Origin of the sequence: Bradyrhizobium sp. 159, assembly GCF_023073795.1 — a bacterium.
Taxonomy (GTDB): Bacteria; Pseudomonadota; Alphaproteobacteria; order Rhizobiales; family Xanthobacteraceae; genus Bradyrhizobium.
The window spans coordinates 37,174-54,991 of sequence record NZ_JADPKE010000114.1; the positions used below are offsets into that span (position 1 = coordinate 37,174).

Sequence of the window (17,818 nt, forward strand, 5' to 3'; positions counted from 1 at the left end):
GAGATGAACCATTCCCACGCCTCACGTCAGCCGATGCAAGCGCAGCGCCCAAACCCTGTGCATGGCAGCGCCGAGGCACGTAAGATCGGCGAGAACCTGATGGATGCTATGAGCGCCCTGCTCGGACTGATCGAGCGCGAGACCGAGCTCGTCCGCGCCGGCAACGTCCGCGAGGCGATGACGCTCGAGGGCAAGAAGCAAGAGTTGTCGCGCAACTATGTTGGCGCCGTCAGCCAGCTGAAAGCGAACCAGGCCCAGCTCGCCAAATCCGCGCCCGAGTTGCTCTCGACGTTGCATCGCCACCACGATGCGTTCCGCGCCATGCTTCAGGTCAACCTCACCGTGCTCGCCACCGCACACGCGGTGTCCGAGAGCGTTGTGCGCGGCGTCAATGCCGAGATCCAGAAGCGCAACGTGCCGAACACCTATACGGCTGCGGGTCGTCGCGCGGCCCCTGGCCCGCGCCACATCACGCCGCTCGCGGTCAGCCGCTCGCTCTGAGCGCCCGCAAGAACAAGAGACAATTTTACGAAAAACCGCGCGGCGATGTCGTCGCGCGGTTAGGCACGTTTGCTTACCCGGTCTTCAGTCCTGGTGTTCCATGCTTGCGCAATGAGAGGGGTTGGGATTTGACTCAATACTAGGCAACCAGGAGGCTGCCAATGAGTACAGATTTCAGCATCCGGCCGGTGGGGATCCCGGCCCCCGTGCAGATCGTACCGACGTCCAACGCGGCGGCGAACGAGGCTGTGCAAACTGATCTTCCGGTGCGGCAGACGGTCGCCGCCAGCGATACGGGCGCGCCCGTGCGCAATGATCCGCCAAACCACGAGAACGTCTCGCGCCAGGTCGTGTTCGACCAGGCGGCCGCATCCTTCGTCTTCCAGGTCGTCAACGACAAGACCGATGCGGTGGTCAACCAGTTCCCCGACGAAGCGATGCTGCGCCGGCGGGCCTATTTCCATGCGCTGGATCTGAAGTCCGAACCCTCGCGCCCGCTCAGCACCGACCGCAGCGCCTGACGATCAAGCGTCGAGCGGCGTAACGGCAATATCGAAATAGGTCTGGCTTGCCGCATCTGTCGGCGTGACCTTGGCCCGCACTCGACAGAATGCTCGACCATGACGCAGACGGCTTGCTGTCACGGCCTTCCGGACAGACCAGCTGCGATATTGCGGTTGATCTCGATCAGCGGACGGAAGTGATCGAACTGCGGGCTCATCTGCAGCGCGGCGGTCTGGCTCAGCACGAAGACGCTGATGTTGGCGATCTTCTGCCGGACGTCGATCGGTTGCGGATTGTTGTCGCGCATCGCCTCGCTCAAGAAGATGGTCCAGAGCTTGCGGTTGAACATCAGGGCCTGCATGGTCTGCTCGCTGAGCGGATCGGCGTTGTTCACCGCATCCTGAAGCTTGTTCGCGGCCTTGAGCAGGGTTTGAGCCTCGATGTCGCGAGGAGATGCAGTGGTCGTTGCAACACGCGCGTAGGCCGAGGCAGCGGAATTCGACATCAATCACACCCTGGAGGTTACCTAGCGCGTTGAACGCGCTTAAGGATTTCTTTCCCGACCCTAGGCAGCACCGCTTAAGATTTTGCTTACGTGACGAGTGGAAGGACTCCGGATTATTACGGTCGCGGAGTCCTTCGTCACCGCAAGGCTAGATGCGCGCACGCATGCTGTAAACACGCCTCGCACGACGCGCATCAATCTCGGCTAATCCTGCCTTAGCGATCTCCATAAAAACGGCGGAGCGTGAGCCCCGCCGTGATGTTCAATTCAGTATCTTGCATCGTGAAATTAGCGGAGCAGCTGGAGCACGCTCTGCTGGGACTGGTTGGCCAGCGATAGCGCGGAGACTGCGATCGACTGCCGGGTCGACAGCGCCTGGCTGTTGGCCGCTTCCTCGTTGGTATCGGCGAGCGTCAGGTTCGACGAGCCGGTCTGGAGCACGTTGATCAGGTTCTTGGAGAAGTCCTGACGCACCTGCACGATCGAGAGGTTGGAGCCGAGAGCAGAGCCTTCCGAGCGTAACGTGCTCGAGGCCGCATTGAGGCTCGCGAGCACCCTGTTGGTGGCGCCGTTGTCGATGAAATCGACGCCGTTGACGAGATTGGACAGGCCGAGGCCCGCCGCGTTGAACACCACGCCATTGATGCCGAGCGTCGAGCTGCCGGTCTCATTGAAGATCAGCTTCAGCGTGTCGCCGTTGAGCAGGTTGACGCCGTTGAAGGAGGCGTCCTGCGACGTCGTGTCGATCTGGGCCAGGATGTTGTTGAACTGGTTGACCAGGTTCGAGCGCGCCGTCTGCGCGACCGGATCCTGGATCGGCGGCTGGGCCGTCGTAAAGGCAACCGTACCGGTGATCGTACCACCGACGACGCCGCCGGCCGTCACCGAGCCGAGCGTCGAAGACGCGTATTCGTTCACGGTGGTGATCGTGAGCACGCCGTTGGCGTCGATTGTCGCCGTGAGGTGATTCGCCTGAAGCTGCGAGTTCAGCTGATCGAGTGTCTTGACGGTGCCGTTGGTGCCGTCGCCGAAGGTGACGTTGACCGCCGTGCCGCCGTTGAAGGAGGTAAATGTCAGGGTCTTGCCCGAGATGCTGCCTACTCCCGGCGCGCGTCCCGCGGTGAAGGCCGTGCCGGTGCCGGTGGGACCGGTCAGACCGAACGAGGACAGCGCGTTGCCGGTTCCAGTGATCGACAGATCCGCCGTGGTGCCGGTGCTGAGCTTGAGAGCGCCATTCACGACCGAGGACAGCGACGAACCGCTCGCCGCAACCACGGCGCCGCTGCTGACGATGCCGGCCCCCGAAGCCAGATCGATCGCGTTCAACGAATCCTGAACGTTTCCGCCCTGGAGATACACGACGGAGTTGCCGTTGTTGTCCGTCACGATGTTGCCGATCTTGGTGGAGCCTGTCGGCGCGGCAGCAGGAGCGGCCGCATTCTTGAACGTGACCGTCTTGCCATCCACATTGAGCGTGGAGCCGTCCTGAACGAGAGTGCCGAGCGTCGCCGAAGTCGTCAGGCGCGCCTTGGTCACATTGACATTGCCGGACCCGGTCGCGGTTGTCAGACCGAGCGCCTTGAGGAAGTCGGCCTTGCCGGTGATGCTGAGGTCGGCGCCGGTACCAGTGGTGAGGGTGAGAACACCAGAGGTGATGGAGGCGTTGGCGCCGGACGAGCTCGACAGCGTCGCGGTGCCGCCCGTGATGGCAGCCTTTTGCACGCCACTTGCAAGGTCGATCGCATCCATCACGTCCTGGACGGTTGCGGCCGGAGCGGCGTTTGTTCCGAGATAGACAGTCGAGTTGCCATTGCCGTCCGTGACGACGTTGTTGTTCTTGCCGGAGCCGGCAGGAACGTTGGCCACCGCGGGCGCAGCGCCGGCCCTGAATGTGATGGTCTTGCCGTCCACGACGAGCACATCACCATCCGACGGAGCACCGTTCGTCGCGATAGTGCTCGCGCTGGGCGTGCCGAGCAGCGTCAGACCCGCAGCCAGGCTGGCCGCGGTGCCGGCACCATCAGGAGCAGCCGAGCCGACCAGCGACTGCGAGATGCCGCCGAGCGTGGTCGTGGTGGTCGCCGGTGTCGTACCGCCAGCGGTACCGTTGGTGACCACATTGCCGGTTGCCGTTGCGTATGTATAGCTCGTGGTGCCGCGCAGATCAGCCGGCGTCGCGCCAGGGATCGTGGTCGAGATGTTCGACTTGGTCGAGTAGCCGACCGTGGTCTGGAGCGCCTGGTTGGCGATCGACTTGGCGCTGTCGATCAGCTTCTGCAGCGAGGTGATGCCGGTGTTGGCGGCCTGCAACACCTGCACACCGTTGTTGATGCCGTCGAGGAGATTGCTGATATCGCTCGCCCTATTGTCCAACCCCTGTGCCGTGAAGAAGTTGGTCGGGTTGTCGAGCGCGGTGTTGACCTTTTTCCCGGTCGAAAGGCGCTGCTGCGTCGTGGACAGCAGGTCGGCCGTCGACTGCAGCGACAACAGGTTCTGGCGAACTGACGCCGAGAGAACGATGTTGGACATTGGCGAGTCTTCCTCTTGAACCGGGTACGAATCGGCCGCGCGGTCTCGAAAGCGGGCTTCTGTCCAGTTTTAGGAGGTGTCCTTTAAAGTATGGTTAACGCCGGTTTAAGCGATAGGGTTAATAGCGGGTGAACGCCCCTGCCCGCCTCCGGACGCAAAAAAGAGCGGCGGGAAAATAGCCCCGCCGCTCGATTTTATCCAGTTAGTTCAGTCGCTTATTAGCGGAGCAGCTGGAGCACGCTCTGCTGCGAGGTGTTGGCCAGCGACAGCGCGGAGACCGCGATCGACTGCCGGGTCGACAGTGCCTGGCTGTTCGCTGCCTCGACGTTAGTGTCGGCCAGCGTCAGGTTGGACGAGCCGGTCTGCAGCACGTTGATCAGGTTCTTGTTGAAGTCCTGACGGATCTGCACCACCGACAGGTTTGAGCCGAGCGCCGAGGCCTCCGAGCGCAGCGTGCTGGACGCGGCATTCAGATTGGTCAGCACCCGGTTGGTGGCAGCGTTGTCGATGAAGTCGACACCGACTGTCAGCGCGGCGAGACCCAAACCCTTCGAGTTGTAGGTCACGCCGGTGATGTTCAGGCTCGACTTGCCGGTTTCGTCGAACACCAGCTTGAGCTGGTCGCCATTCAAGAGGTTGACGCCGTTGAAAGAGGAGTCGACGGAGGTGGTGTCGATCTGGTTCAGGATGTTGTTGTACTGCGACACCAGATTTGCGCGAGCCGACTGAGCCACCACGTCCTGGACCGGTGGGGAGGCGGTCGTGAACGTCAGCGTGCCGGTGATCGTACCGCCGATCGCGCCGCCAGCCGTCGCTGAACCAATCGTCGACGACGCGTAGTCGTTGGATGCCGTGATAGTGAGTTGACCGTTGGCATCGATCGTCGCGGCCAGGTTGTTGGCCTGAAGCGCGGTGTTGAGTTGATCGAGGGTCTTGACCGTTCCGTTGGTGCCGTCGCCGAAGGTGACGTTGACCGCCGTACCGCCGTTGAAGGAGCTGAAGGTCAAGGTCTTGCCGGCGATGCCGCCGATGCCGGAGGTACGGGCCGCGGTAAAGGCCGAAGCCGTACCGGTGTTGCCGGCGAGACCGAACACCGACAGGGCATTGCCGGTGCCGGTGATCGACAGGTCGGCATTGACGCCAGTCGAGATCTTGAGCTGGCCGGAGGTGTTGATCGACGAAGCCGTCTGACCCGAGGCGGTCGCAAGCGTACCGCCGCCGCTGCCGTTGAGCGTGAAGGTCTGCACGCCCGTGGCGAAGTCGATCGCCTTCAGCACGTCGGCGATCGTCGAGCTCTGCAGGTAGACCGTCGAGTTGCCGTTGCCATCGGTGACGACGTTACCCGACACGCCCTGGGTGGAGGCCAGCGAAGCCGCCGTCGGCGTCGGACCGTCCTTGAAGGTGATGACATGGCCATCGACGTTCAGGGTCGAACCCGACGAGATGAACGACGACAGGGTCGCCGAGCTCGTGGTACGGGCCGCCGTCGCAGTGACGCTGCCGGCGCCGGTCGCGCTGGTCAGGCCGAGCTTGTTGAGGATGTCGGCCTTGCCCGTTACGCTGAGGTCAGAACCGATCGTGCTCTTCAGGACGAGCGCACCGCCGCCGCTGACGGACGAGATCGTCTGGCCGCTGTTGACCGTCAGGGTCCCGGCAACGTTGCTCTGCACCCCGCTGGCGAGGTCGATGGCAGTCAGGACGTCGCCTACCGCAGCCTTCGTGCCCGAACCGAGATAGATCGTCACGTTACCGCTGGTGTTGTCCGTGTAGACGTTACCGGTCGTGATACCGGTGGCAGCGACCCGGGTCTGACCGGTCGGGGCGGTCGTGGGCACGTCGCCGGCGGCAAAGGTGATGGTCTTGCCGTTGACGGTGAACGTGTCGCCCGCGGCAACGCCGGCGTTGGCGTCGCCAGCGGTCGCTGTGCCGTTCAGCAGGCTCGCACCAGTGGTCGCAGCGTTGATGACGGTTCCCGTATTCGTGCCCTGAACGCCACCGAGCTTGGTACCGGACGCAGCAGCGGTTACACCGCCGGCCGCACCGCTGTAGAGCACGTTGCTCAGCGCATCCGCGCTGGTGTAGCTGGTCGTGCCACGCAGATCCGAAGCTGTCGCACCGGCGATCGTGGTGGAGACGTTGGACTTGGTGGAATAGCCGACGGTGGTCTGAAGCGCCTGGTTGGCGATCGACTTGGCGCTGTCGATCAGCTTCTGCAGCGAGGTGATGCCGGTGTTGGCAGCCTGCAGCACCTGCACGCCGTTGGCGATGCCGTCGAGCAGATTGTTGATGTCGCTGGCGCGGTTGTCGAGCGACTGTGCCGTGAAGAAGTTGGTGGGATTGTCCAGAGCCGAGTTGACGCTCTTGCCGGTCGACAGACGGTTCTGGGTGGTGGCGAGAAGATCGGCGGTGGACTGGAGAGAGAGCAGGTTCTGACGAACCGATGCGGAGAGGACGATACCGGACATGACACTGTTACCTTTCTGGTAAACGACGCTACTGTTACGCGTCAGCTTGGATCGAGATCGACCCAGCGACCGGCGGACCGTGGCGCCGAGACCTCTAACGAAACATGAAATGAAATCCGTGCTTTTGCCGGGCCGTGCGTGATTCGGGCGTGGAAGTTGCGCACATCGCCGCACCGCCACAACAGATACAACATTGATAATGTTGCACTTTCCCGCGCATACGCCGGCGATTTACAGCTCGTTAACTAATTCCGGGCGAGAATCACGCCCTGATGAGCCGCAACGAACGCTCGGTTACAAAAGCGTTGATGGAGAACAGGCATGGCCCTCAAGGTCGAGCTCAGACCGCACGAACGCATCATCGTCGGTAACTGCGTGATTACCAACACCGACCAGCGCGCCCGCCTCCTGATCGACGGCGACAACGTGCCGATCCTGCGCGAGCGCGACATCCTCACGCCGGAGACGGCAAACACGCCCGCCAAGCTGGTCTATCTGGCGGTCCAGCTCATGTACATCTCGCCGGATCCGCAGACCCAGCACGGCACCTATTTCAATCTGGTGCGCGACATCGTCACCGCGGTGCCGAGCGCCTGGCCGATCATCGAAGGCATCAACAACAACATCCTCAACGGCGACCTCTACCGGGCGCTGAAAGACGCTCGCAAGCTGATCGCTTATGAGGAGAAGCTGCGGGATCAGTTCGAAGCCACGCATCCGAAGGCCGAAGCGGACAAGGACAACGTCAGCACCGCCGCGTGACCACACGCGTTCGCGCTGCACGCCGCGCGAACGATCAAGCCGCGCGAACGACAACGGCCCCGGATCACCTCCGGGGCCGTTGTCGTCTCAGGCATGCATCGCTGCTAGAGCGCCGCGAGCGGCGGCGCCTCGACCTCAACCACTCCGTCGCCGCTCCGGCGTCCACCGAACTCCAGCACGGCCGCGACCAGCGCGTCGATGTCCCTCTCGTCGGTGCGGTGATTGACGATCGCGGCACGGATCGCAAACCTGCCGTCCAGCGTGGTGCTCGACGGTGCCGCGACGCCCGACTCCTGGATGTCGGCGACGATCTCGCGATTGACCGCATCATCGGCGCGATAGCGGAAGCAGACGATGTTGAGATTGACCGGCGCCAGCAATTCCAGCCGCGGCTCGGCCAGAATGCGCGCCTCCAGATATTTTGCAAGCGCGCAGCTTCGCGCGATCGCCGCACCGAGCCGATCGGTGCCGAACGTCTTCAGAGTGAACCAGGTCTTCAGCGCACGGAAGCCGCGCGACAGATCAGGTCCGAGATCGCAAGGCCAGACCGCACCCGCCGCAAGTCCCCTCGCCTCCCGGCGCAGATAGGCCGCGGGCTGCGCAAACGCCTGCCGATGCTGCTCGCCGTCGCGCACCAGCAGGAAGCCGGCGTCATAAGGCACTTGTCCCCATTTGTGGAAGTCGAGCGCAATGGAATCCGCGAGCTCGATGCCGCCAAGCAGCGGTGCGAGCTCGGGCGACATGATCGCGAGCGCTCCGAAAGCGCCGTCGACGTGAAACCAGATCCCTTCCTCGCGGCACAGCTCCGCGACGGCCTTGAGATCGTCGATCGCGCCGACGTCGACCGTGCCGGCCGATGCGACCACCAGGAACGGCTTGAATCCCACCTCGCGATCAACAGCGATCTGCGCGCGCAGCGCGGCAACATCGATGCGATGATCGGCATCGACACCGATCTTGCGTAGCGCGTCCGTGCCGAGCCCGGCAATATCCATCGCCCGCGAGATGCAGCCATGTGCGGCGTGCGACGTATAGGCCGTGAGCAGCGCGCCATCATTGCCGATACCGTGCTGGCGTGCCAGCGCGCCGAGCGCGTTCGTACGTGCCACTAGCACGGCCATCAGATTGGCCATCGACGTGCCCGTGACGAAGATGCCGCTCGCGTCGTCCGGAAACGCGAACAGGCGGCGCATCCACGCAATGATCTGGCGCTCGACCTCGATCGGCATGTGGTCGCGTCCGCCAAGATTGGCATTGAGGCCGGCTGCGAGCATCTCCGCGAGCATGCCGACCGCTGTGCCGCCGCCATGGACCCAGCCCATGAAGCCCGGATGGACGTTGCCGGTCGCATAGGGCTCGACATGCTCGACAAACTCGCGATAGACATCGGCGAGGCGGCTCGCCTGGCGCGGCACGTCGGCCTTGAACGCCGCGCGGACCTCGTCGGGGATCGGCTGCCAGACTGGACGCGCCCGGATGTTGGCGATGCCGTCGATCGCCTCGTCCAGCATGCGATGGGCCAGCGCGCGAAACTCGCTCCAGTCCTGCGGATCGAGCGAGGTGTGGGTGACCGAGCCGGGCGTGTTGCGGATGATCTCATTCATGCTGCGCTCTCCTTGCCCGCGCGCGCATGCCGCGACAGCATCGCCGTGAACGCCGCAAATATCTTGCGCATCTGCGGCGGCTTGTACGGAAACACGACCGGGGAATCCATGTTGTGCACGACAGCGGTGTTGTCGGCTTCGAAGACCAGGAGCTCACGGTCCTGGTTCTCGGCGCAATCGACGATGAAATAGTCGAGCCCGACGCGTCTGCTCATCTCCTCGAGCGCGCTCCTGTGGCGCACCGCGAAGGTGTGGTCGAAGCCGAGCATGAAGACGGCCTCCTCGGCCCGCTTCTCCTCGCTGAATGCCATGTAGGCGTTGAGATACCAGATGTCCCAGCGATCGGCGATCGCCATGTGGCAAGCGTAAGGCTTGCCGTCGACCATGGCGAGGCGATATTTGCGATAGAGCCCGTCGGGACTGACATAGTCGACGAAGCGTGCGACGAAGAAGTCCTCATCCTTCCGTTCGGCAAGATAGGCCGAGAGCGCTGCCGCATCAGCGACCTTCGCGAGCCCGACGCCGGCATGCGAGCCGCGCGGTCGCGCGATCATCGGAAAGTGCAATTCTTCCGCGATGGAATCGCAGGCGATCCGCCCCAGCGCGAGCTCCGACAATTGCGCGCGCGTGGCGTGGACGGTCGCCGGAATGTCAAGGCCGGGCACACCCGTCAGCAGCCGGTACAGCTTGTCGCGATCGAGGTTGCCGATGAGATCGGGGCGATTGAGCAGCGGCCGCGGCCAGTGTGGCGCGGCCTTCTCGATCAGCGCGAGCGCGTCCCGGCATTCCTCGGAGTCGGACGCAACCACGATGGAGACGTCGTGCTCGGGCAAGTTCTCCGGCAGACCGACGCCCTTGACCACGTAGAGGGTCAACAGCTCGATGTCGGACCCTTCGAGTAGGAAGTCGATCGGCGTGTTGCCGCCCATGTCGATGTCGGCTGCAAGCGCGAGTACGCGCAAGCCCGGCTTCGGGGCAGCGCTGGGCGTACGAAATAACTGATGGAAGGTCAGCACCTCCGACTGGATCGCAAGCCCCGCCTCCTTGTCGCCAAGGAGCTGGACGATCAGCGACAGATCCAGGCCTTCGCCCGCCTGTGCCGTCCCCTCTCTGATCCGGGCCACGAGCTGGTCGCGCAACGGCTGCAAATCGACGCCTTCGAAAGCCTGGCGCGTCAGCTGCGCAAAGCCGATGCGGTCGGCGTACGCGCCGGCGCTCATCCCGAAAGGCTCACGCCGCATCGGCCGCCGCCGCTGCGGGCGCCGGCGCGAATTGCGAGGCGATATCGCCGTGGAACACCGACGGTCCGACGTGATCGAGCGAACTCTGGATGTCGGCCCAGATCTCGCCGCCGATGTCGGTCCAGCGCTTGCAGAAGGCGAAGTCCTCGGAAAGATACGTTCCGGTCGCTGGATCGATCATGCATTCGAACAGCGCGAACCGGTTGCGGCTCGCCGCCAGCGTATCCTGCGAATGCTCGCGGAAGAATTGCAAGTTGGCGTAGTCGGGGTGGCGGCACATCGCTTCCAGCACGTGGCGCCGGATCATCAGGAAGCCGGTGCCGGCATAGCGCACGCGGGTGAAGCCGTTGACGACCACGATGCGCTCGGGATCCTCGATCTCCAGCACGTAATCGAGCGCGGCCGCCGGCACGTCAGCGCGGCCGGCCTCAATCGCACGCTTCGCCTTGTCCCAGTTGACCCGCTTGATCGGATAGCAGCCGGCGACGACGTCGGCGCCGCATTCGATCAGCCGGAACACCTGCTCCGGCTTGAAGCCGATGTCGGCATCGATGAACAGGAAATGCGTCACCTTGGGATCGTCCAGGAACAGTGCGACCAGATTGGCCCGCGCGCGCGTGATCAGCGCGTCGCCGTCGCGCAAGTGCACCTTGAGCTCGAGATTGGACATGCCGTGCACGGCGCGCTGGAGCGCGAAGATCGAGCTCGCATAGATGCTCGACACCTGCCCGCCGAAGCATGGTGTCGCCACCACCAGTTGTATCTTGTCCGGCATCCCCAGCTCCGCCCCGCTCCAGTCCTCACCAAGAGGTAAAGAGGCATGGTTAACGGCGCCTTAACGCGTCCTTACAGGAACTTGACGAGCGAGAGCTGCGCCAGGCTCGAGGTCACCTGGTAGGACGCCTGGAGCGCATTCTGCAGCGCCAGGATCTCGCTCGCGACCTGGTCCGGCGAGGCCGATTCCGCTTGGTCGATGATGGTCTGGAGCTGCGCCTTGGCCTGGGTCTGGCGCGTGGACGCATCCTTCATCGTGTTCTGGGCCATCGCGATGTCGGTCTGGATGTCCTCGATGCGCTGCTGCCCGGGCTGCTGGGTCAGCGCCTGCGTCACCCGCAGGCTCAGCGCGGAAACCTGCCCGCCCGAATATTGGCCGGTCGGCGAGGTCGAGAAGGTCCCGAACACCGCGATCGCCTGCAATTGCCGGCGGATCGCATCCTCATTCGCCTGGGCGCCATATTGCACCGTCACGGCATCGTCGACCCGCGCCATCGCGGTCGAGCGCGGCGAACCCGGCCCGTCATTGCCCAAGTACCATTTCACTGTATTGGCCGAGCCGTTCACCAGCGTGGTTGCCGAACTCGCCGGCGACGAGCCGACGCGCAGTGGCGGTTGCGTGGCGGTCACGGGCGTCGAACTGAAACCGAGCGAACTCAGCGCGCCCGTATTCGAGCTCGTGATGCTGAGGCTCGCCGCATCGTCCGTGTTGATCGTGATCGAGCCGCCATGGACGGTCGAGGGCTTCGACGTCCCCGTGATCTGGTCAATCCTGCTCAAGAGGGTCTGGATGCTATCGGTGACGTTGAGCTGGTTGCCGGACGCGCCGGAAGCGACGAAGGTCAGCGTGGTGCCGTTGATGGTGATGGTGTCGCCGGCGACGAAGCCCGGCGAGATCGAGTCCGAGGGGCTCGCGCCGGACAGTGCCGTCGCGCCGGAGACAGGGGCCGGCGGCGTCGCCTGGTTGTTGACGGGCGCGCCGATTGCAGAGCTCGCGCTGTTGAAGAAGTTGTCGCCGGCGACGACCGCGGATGCCGCCACCAGCGAGGTGTTGGCGAGCTTGGTGATCGCGGTGTTCAGCGCCGTGTTGAGGTTCGCGGCCGTGTTGTTCGGGTTGACGGGGACGCTCGCATCGATCGCGAAGCTGCCGAGCGGGGTCGGCGTCGCCGTCGAGGCGGTCAGGTCGATCTGCTCGATCGTGCCGTCCGGCAGCGTGAACTGGACGCTCAGCTTGTCGCCGTTGTTCGGGTTGACGCCGTTGAGATCGACCGAGAACGACACCGGCGAGCCGCTCGGGCCGGTGACGGTCGCACCGGTCAACGTCGAGGAGACCGACTTGATCTTGAGCCCGAACGGTGACCCGGCGGCGTCTTCCGCGACTTGCACCGAGCTCAGCGTCGGCTGCGTCTGCACCAGACGGCCCATGCCGTTGGCGCCGAGGTCGGCGGCTTGGCGCTCCGCCATGACGGTCTTGAACCCCGCCTGCGTCGTGGTGCCGTTGATGATGTCGCCGGCATCGGCGACCGATTGGGTGTTGACGGCCGTTCCGGAGAACAGATAGCGGCTGCCGGTCTGCGTGTTGAGAACGCCGACCATCGAGCCGAACTGGGCGGCCGCGGTGTTCTGCGCGACCGTCTGGCCGTTGACGTTGAGATCCTGCGCGGTAGAGGCCGAGCCCGTCTGCACCGTGCTGCGGATCTTCGTCAGCGACTGCAGGGCGGTATTGGCGAGGTTGATGCTGACATTGACGTTGGTGATCGTGTCGGTATAGGCGGCGATGTTGGAGAGCTGCGCGCGCCCGGCGATCGCAAAACCCTCGTTGGTGCCCATGCCGGAATAGTTCTGCGACAGCTTGCCGGTCGAAAGCTGCGTCGACAGATCGGTGAGCTGCTGATTGATGTTGCGGATCTGCGAGCCCAGAACCGACGACGAGTAGTTGATGCTGCTGATCGACATGTTTCAGAGCCCTGTTACTTGTTACCCTTGAGCCTGGAGCAACGTGTTCATCATGCTCTGCACCACCGACATGACGTGGGCGTTGGCGGCATAGGCATTCTGAAGCTGGATCAGGTTCGACATCTCCGAGTCCAGGTTGACGCTGGAGGTCGAGTTGAACTTGGCCTGGAGCGTCGAGACCACGACGCTCTGGCCCTGCTGGAGCTGGGTCGCCTGGGTCGCGGCATTGGCCTGCACGCTCAGGAACTGCTGGAGGTAGTTCGAAACGCTGCCGGTGAAGGGCTGGCTCGCCGAGCCGAGCCCGCTCTGCGGCGAATAGGAGAACACGGCATTGGTGAGCTGGGAATAGAGATAGTCCGAACGCGTGGTGTCGCCCGCGGACGTCACCGGCGAGGTGTTGTAGACCGACAGCCGGGTCGGATCGGAAACCAGCTGCGTGTTCACGGCGATGCGTCCGGCAAGGCCGGTCATCTGCGAACCCGACGCGGTGATCGCGCCGGTGTAGAGCGCCTGGCCGCCGTCGGTGAACAGCGGCAGTTGCGGGTTGCCCGAGGTCAGCGTCGAGATCGTCTTGGTGGTCGAGGCCGAATTGACCTTGGCAAGGCCGGTGTTGTCGTCGGCTACCCGCAGCGTCGTGGCCGTCGCCGGCGACGGGGCGGCGGCGAACGACAGATGCGTGCCTGATAGCGCGGTGTTGAGCGCAGAGGCGATCGCGCCCATGCCGCCGGCGAAGTTGATGCCGATCCGCATCGGGTTGGCATTCGTCGCGTTCTGCAACGGCAACGCGGCCGGATCGGTCACGTTGACCAGCGTGATCTGGCGCTGCGTGTTGGTGGTCGTGTCCGTGTAGGTGATGTTGACGGTGTTGCCCGGCGCCGCACCGGCGAGGTCGAGATCGAATCCGGCCGGCGGACCGGAGACCGTGCTGCCGGCCGTGGTCTTGTCGGACAGCGCGCTCGACATCGTGGCGGCGAGCTGGTCGATCTGGTTCTGCGCCTGCACCAACGTCTGGTCGCGCAGCTTCAGGTCAGCCGCGATCTGGCCGGAAGACACCACGTTGTTGGCGACGACGTCGACCTGCGAGCCGTTCGGCAGCTTGATGTTGAACGCGCCGACGCCGGACTTGGCCGGATCGATGTTGTAGAGCGAGGTCGCCGACAGCGCGCCCGCGGACGCAAAGGAGAATTCCGAGGCGAGCCCGGCGCCGACGAGCTGAATCCCGGTCGTGGTGTAGATGTTGGCCTGGTTCGAGCCGTCCGTCGTGACGCGGACGTCGACATATTTCGACAGCGTGTTGATGGCCTGGTCGCGCTGATCCATCAGCGTCGCGGCGGAGGGATCGTTGGCCGACAGGCCCTGGAGCCTGGTGTTGATCTCGGCGATCTGCTGCATTGCCGCGTTGGCGGCTTGCGCCGAAGTGCCCAGATCCTGCTCGACGTTGGAGCGCAGCGACTGGATGCCTTTGGTCGTGACATTGAGCTGCTGTGCCAGCGCCTGGGCCGCGCCGAGGGCCACGGTCTGCGCCGACGACGCGCCCGAGCTTGTCGACAGCGCCTGCAGCGCCGTGGTGAAATTGTTCAGCGCAGTTTCGAGCGTGCCGGAATTGCCGGGCGTGCCATAGACATTCTGAAGCTGCTTCAGGATGTTGGCCATCTGGTCGGCGTAGCCGCTGCCACCGGTCTCGGTCCGTAGCTGGTTCAGCACGTAGCTGTCGAGCTCGCGGCTGACACCGGTGGTCATCGCCGTCGAGCCGAAGTCGCCAGTGGTTACCTCGATCTGGTTCGGCGTCTGGACGACGTAACCCGGCGTCTGCGAATTTGCGACGTTCGAGGAGACGATCGAGAGCGCGGCCTGGTTGGCACGCAGACCGCTCATCGCACTGGCGAGGGCCGAACTCAAACCCATGTTACTAGCCGCCTTTGGTTACGTTACGCGCCGATCAGCGCAACACGTTCAAGAGGTCCTGCACCATCGAATTCGCGGTCGTGATCACCTTGGTGTTGGCCGAATAGGCCTGCTGGGTCACGATCAGCTTGGTGAATTCGTCGGCGATGTCGGTGTTGGATCCCTCCAGCGACGAGCCGCTGATGGTGCCCGAAGCGCCATCGATGGCGTCTCCCGACTGTTCAGTCGCGGCATAAGCGCCGCCGTCGAGCGCCTTCAGATAGTTTGTGCCGTTGAAATGCGACAGCTGGACCTGAGCGAGGTTGAGGTTCTGGCCATTCGAGAAGGTTCCGACCACGATGCCATTGTTGTTGACGGCAACCGAGCGGAGCTGACCGGCGGAATAGCCGTTCTGGGTGATGGTGTTGATGGTCACCGCGCCGCTCGTGCTGGCATATTGCGTTAGCCCGCCCGAGGAGATGTTGAAGGCGACGGAGCCGAGCGACTGGCCGCTCACGCTGACATTGTTGATGGTGATGCCCGAGCCGCTCGGCGAGGTCAGCGAGCCGTCCGAGGCAAAAGTGAAGGCCTGGCCGGTATTGACCCAGCCGACCGTCGTGCCGGTCGCATTCGGGTCGGTCTGGTAGAACAGGTTCCAGGTATCGGAATGGCCCGCGCCCAGCGAAGCGCTGTCCGTCTTGGCCCAGCGCAATTGCAGATTCACCGGCGTGCCGGCGGCGTTGTAGGCGGTCACGGCACCGCCGCTGATCGATTCCTTGGTGAAGGTGGCGATGTCGTTGCCGATCACACCGCCGGTGCCGGCGGTGCCGCCGCCGTCGCGATTCTTGGTGATGGTCGAGGTGAAGCCGAGCGCGGCAAAGGCCGCGCTGTTCGAGCTCGACACTGTGAGATTAGAGACGGTGCCGGTATTCAGCGTGATCACGCCACCGCTGCTCACCGACGACCCCGACCCGCCGGAGAGTGCGTCGATCTTGCCGAGCAGGGTCGTGATGTTGTCGGTGATGTTGATCTGGTTCGGACCCGAGGCACCCGAGGCGACGAACGTCAGCGTCTGACCGTTGACGGTGATCGTGTCGGCGGGCGGGCCTGCGGAAAAACCCGACGAGAGCACTTGCGCGCCGCCGGCGGTCGCCGTGCCGCTCAGCACCGTTGAGCCCGAGATCGCGGGCGAGGACAGCACGTTTCCGCCGCGCGTCACGCTGCTGATGCCGAGCGCGGTGGCTGCCGTACCGCTGCCCACCGCCACGTCGGTACCGGTACCGCTGGAGATCACGATGTTGCCGCTGGCGGAGAGCGACGCCGTGACACCGGCGCCGCCGGCGGTCTGGATCGCGTTCAGGATGTCCGCCACCGTAGCCGTCGTGCCCGCACCGAGACCGATCGTGGTGTTGCTGCCGACCGTCGAGACCGTCGTGCCGGCGTTGAAGGTGACCGTGTTGCCGTTAATGGTCAGCGTCTGGCCGCTCAGCGCGGTGAGAATGCTAGAGGCGAGATGCGTACCTACCGTGTTGTCGAGGGAGGTGGTGGTCGAAGCCACGGCGGACGAATTGTTCTGAAGCGCAACCGTACCCGTGCCCGTGGTCGACGAGTAGGGCGAGCGGACGTTGCCGGTCGCCGCCGCGCCGGAAACTTTTGCGTTGGCATAGGGTGCCGGCGGTGTGCCGACGGGCAACGGGTTGGCGGCGAAGTCGGATGGGTTCAGTCCACCAGCCGCCAGCAGCGTGCCCGTCGCCGCCGTCGTGCTCGCCACCGTGTTCGGCTGCGTCGGCAGGTTCGCGGCGTACTGGATCGAGGTGGTCGCCTGCGCCGGAATGAAATTGTTCTGGAATTGCAGGACGGTCGCCACGTTGCCCTGCGGATTGCCCGTCTTCGGGTCGACCGTGACGCCCATCAGGTAATAACCGGCGCCATTGACCAGATTGCCGTTGGCATTGAGCTGGAAGTCGCCACGCCTGGTGTAGTAGGTGACGCCGCTGAACACCGGTACGTTGTCGACGACGCCGGTCGCCTTCTGGATCGAGAAGAAACCGTCGCCGGTGATCGCCATGTTGGTGGCGACGGTGGACGACGAGATCGTTCCCTGCGTCGTGATGGTGGCCTTGGCGTTGGCCGTCACGCCGCCTGCGACCTGCTTGCTCGGCACGGACGAGTCGGGAATGAGATCGACGAAGCTGGTGCCGATGCCCTTGTAACCGGTGGTCGATGAGTTCGCGATGTTGCCGGAAATGTTCTGAAGCGCGAACGACTGCGCCTGCAGGCCACCCACCGAGGTGTTCATTGCATCGAAGATACCCATAACTTTGTCTCCAAATCCGATCCCGGCGGCCGGTCGAGCCTGGCCGCAGTCGGAGGAGACAGTCGCAAAGGCTATGCCAATGCGGGTATCTTCAGGAAATCAACGACTTAAATCAACATGCCCCGGTCGGACGACCGGGGCACAATTGCCGGGCCGGCAACAATTGCCGGATCAAACTTCACGTCGCCGACGCCGCCGCGGGATGGAAGACCAGCCCGAAACCATCGATGCAATAGCGCAGTCCGGTCGGCTTCGGACCGTCGTCGAAGACGTGGCCGAGATGGCCGCCGCAGCGCCGGCAATGCACTTCGGTGCGGATCATGCCGTAAGCACGGTCCTCGGTCTTGCCGACATTGCCCTCGATCGGCTGGTAGAAGCTCGGCCAACCGGTGCCGCTCTCGAACTTGGTGTCGGAGCTAAACAACGGCAGGTCGCAGCCGGCGCAGGCGAAGATGCCCTTGCGATGCTCCTTGAGCAGTGGGCTGGAGCCGGGCCGCTCGGTGCCGTGATTGCGCAGGATCTCATATTGCTGCGGCGTGAGCTGGGCACGCCATTCGGCCTCCGTCTTCACGATCTCGAACTTTTCCGCGGCCTTCTCGCCAGCCTCGGCCGGCGATGCCCTCAGCCAGCGGAAGGCCGAAAGGCCGAACAACCCGGCGGCAGTCGATAGCAGGATGCGGCGATCAAACATCTCATTCTCCGTGCGGGAGCGTTCACGCCCTGAGATACGGGCTTCTGACGGCCGACGTTACACTTCCGGGCAGAATTATTCTCGG

General features: G+C 64.0%; 13 protein-coding genes. 3 read left to right on the top strand and 10 right to left on the bottom strand.

Annotated features, from left to right (window positions below):
• Positions 1 to 3 precede the first annotated feature (3 nt).
• Together IVA96_RS33410 and IVA96_RS33415 are read left to right on the top strand one after the other, a co-directional pair.
• On the top strand, positions 4 to 501 hold the full coding sequence (locus tag IVA96_RS33410; protein ID WP_247300105.1) for a hypothetical protein: 498 nt from the start codon (positions 4 to 6) through the stop codon (positions 499 to 501).
• Positions 502 to 662: 161 nt separating this feature from the next.
• Complete coding sequence (locus IVA96_RS33415; protein WP_247334423.1) at positions 663 to 1,022, top strand: hypothetical protein; 360 nt, start codon at positions 663 to 665, stop codon at positions 1,020 to 1,022.
• 119 nt (positions 1,023 to 1,141) lie between these two features.
• Here the strand turns inward: IVA96_RS33415 and flaF are convergent, their stop codons facing one another.
• The 3 genes from flaF to IVA96_RS33430 all read right to left on the bottom strand — a co-directional run bounded on the left by flaF (position 1,142) and on the right by IVA96_RS33430 (position 6,504).
• Positions 1,142 to 1,510, bottom strand: a complete 369-nt coding sequence (gene flaF / locus IVA96_RS33420; protein ID WP_008554779.1) for a flagellar biosynthesis regulator FlaF — start codon at positions 1,508 to 1,510, stop codon at positions 1,142 to 1,144.
• A 288-nt stretch (positions 1,511 to 1,798) separates the two neighbouring features.
• Complete coding sequence (locus tag IVA96_RS33425) at positions 1,799 to 4,039, bottom strand: DUF1522 domain-containing protein (RefSeq protein WP_247421866.1); 2,241 nt, start codon at positions 4,037 to 4,039, stop codon at positions 1,799 to 1,801.
• A gap of 218 nt (positions 4,040 to 4,257) precedes the next feature.
• Positions 4,258 to 6,504, bottom strand: a complete 2,247-nt coding sequence (locus tag IVA96_RS33430; protein ID WP_247421870.1) for a DUF1522 domain-containing protein — start codon at positions 6,502 to 6,504, stop codon at positions 4,258 to 4,260.
• A gap of 321 nt (positions 6,505 to 6,825) precedes the next feature.
• On the opposite strand from IVA96_RS33430, the gene flbT reads away from it, so the two are divergent.
• Positions 6,826 to 7,266: a flagellar biosynthesis repressor FlbT gene (gene flbT, locus IVA96_RS33435; RefSeq protein ID WP_247421873.1), complete on the top strand. Its 441-nt coding sequence runs from the start codon at positions 6,826 to 6,828 to the stop codon at positions 7,264 to 7,266.
• Between the two features lie 104 nt (positions 7,267 to 7,370).
• On the opposite strand, the gene IVA96_RS33440 is transcribed toward flbT, so the two are convergent.
• From IVA96_RS33440 to msrB, 7 genes are all read right to left on the bottom strand, one after another.
• Positions 7,371 to 8,870, bottom strand: coding sequence for an aspartate aminotransferase family protein (locus tag IVA96_RS33440; RefSeq protein ID WP_247421876.1), 1,500 nt, complete (start codon positions 8,868 to 8,870; stop codon positions 7,371 to 7,373).
• Positions 8,867 to 10,090, bottom strand: a complete 1,224-nt coding sequence (locus IVA96_RS33445; RefSeq protein ID WP_247421879.1) for a hypothetical protein — start codon at positions 10,088 to 10,090, stop codon at positions 8,867 to 8,869. Before IVA96_RS33445 ends, IVA96_RS33440 begins: the two co-directional genes overlap by 4 nt.
• A gap of 10 nt (positions 10,091 to 10,100) precedes the next feature.
• The gene (locus IVA96_RS33450) at positions 10,101 to 10,886 is read right to left on the bottom strand and encodes a hypothetical protein (protein ID WP_247421882.1); all 786 of its coding nucleotides are present in this window, start codon (positions 10,884 to 10,886) and stop codon (positions 10,101 to 10,103) included.
• 71 nt (positions 10,887 to 10,957) lie between these two features.
• Positions 10,958 to 12,841, bottom strand: a complete 1,884-nt coding sequence (locus tag IVA96_RS33455; RefSeq protein ID WP_247421884.1) for a flagellar protein — start codon at positions 12,839 to 12,841, stop codon at positions 10,958 to 10,960.
• A 21-nt stretch (positions 12,842 to 12,862) separates the two neighbouring features.
• Entirely contained in the window at positions 12,863 to 14,746 is a 1,884-nt protein-coding gene (flgK, locus tag IVA96_RS33460; RefSeq protein WP_247421887.1) for a flagellar hook-associated protein FlgK, read from the bottom strand.
• Positions 14,747 to 14,780: 34 nt separating this feature from the next.
• Positions 14,781 to 17,042: a flagellar hook-basal body complex protein gene (locus IVA96_RS33465; RefSeq protein ID WP_247278680.1), complete on the bottom strand. Its 2,262-nt coding sequence runs from the start codon at positions 17,040 to 17,042 to the stop codon at positions 14,781 to 14,783.
• 178 nt (positions 17,043 to 17,220) lie between these two features.
• On the bottom strand, positions 17,221 to 17,733 hold the full coding sequence (gene msrB / locus IVA96_RS33470; protein ID WP_247421890.1) for a peptide-methionine (R)-S-oxide reductase MsrB: 513 nt from the start codon (positions 17,731 to 17,733) through the stop codon (positions 17,221 to 17,223).
• Positions 17,734 to 17,818 lie beyond the last annotated feature (85 nt).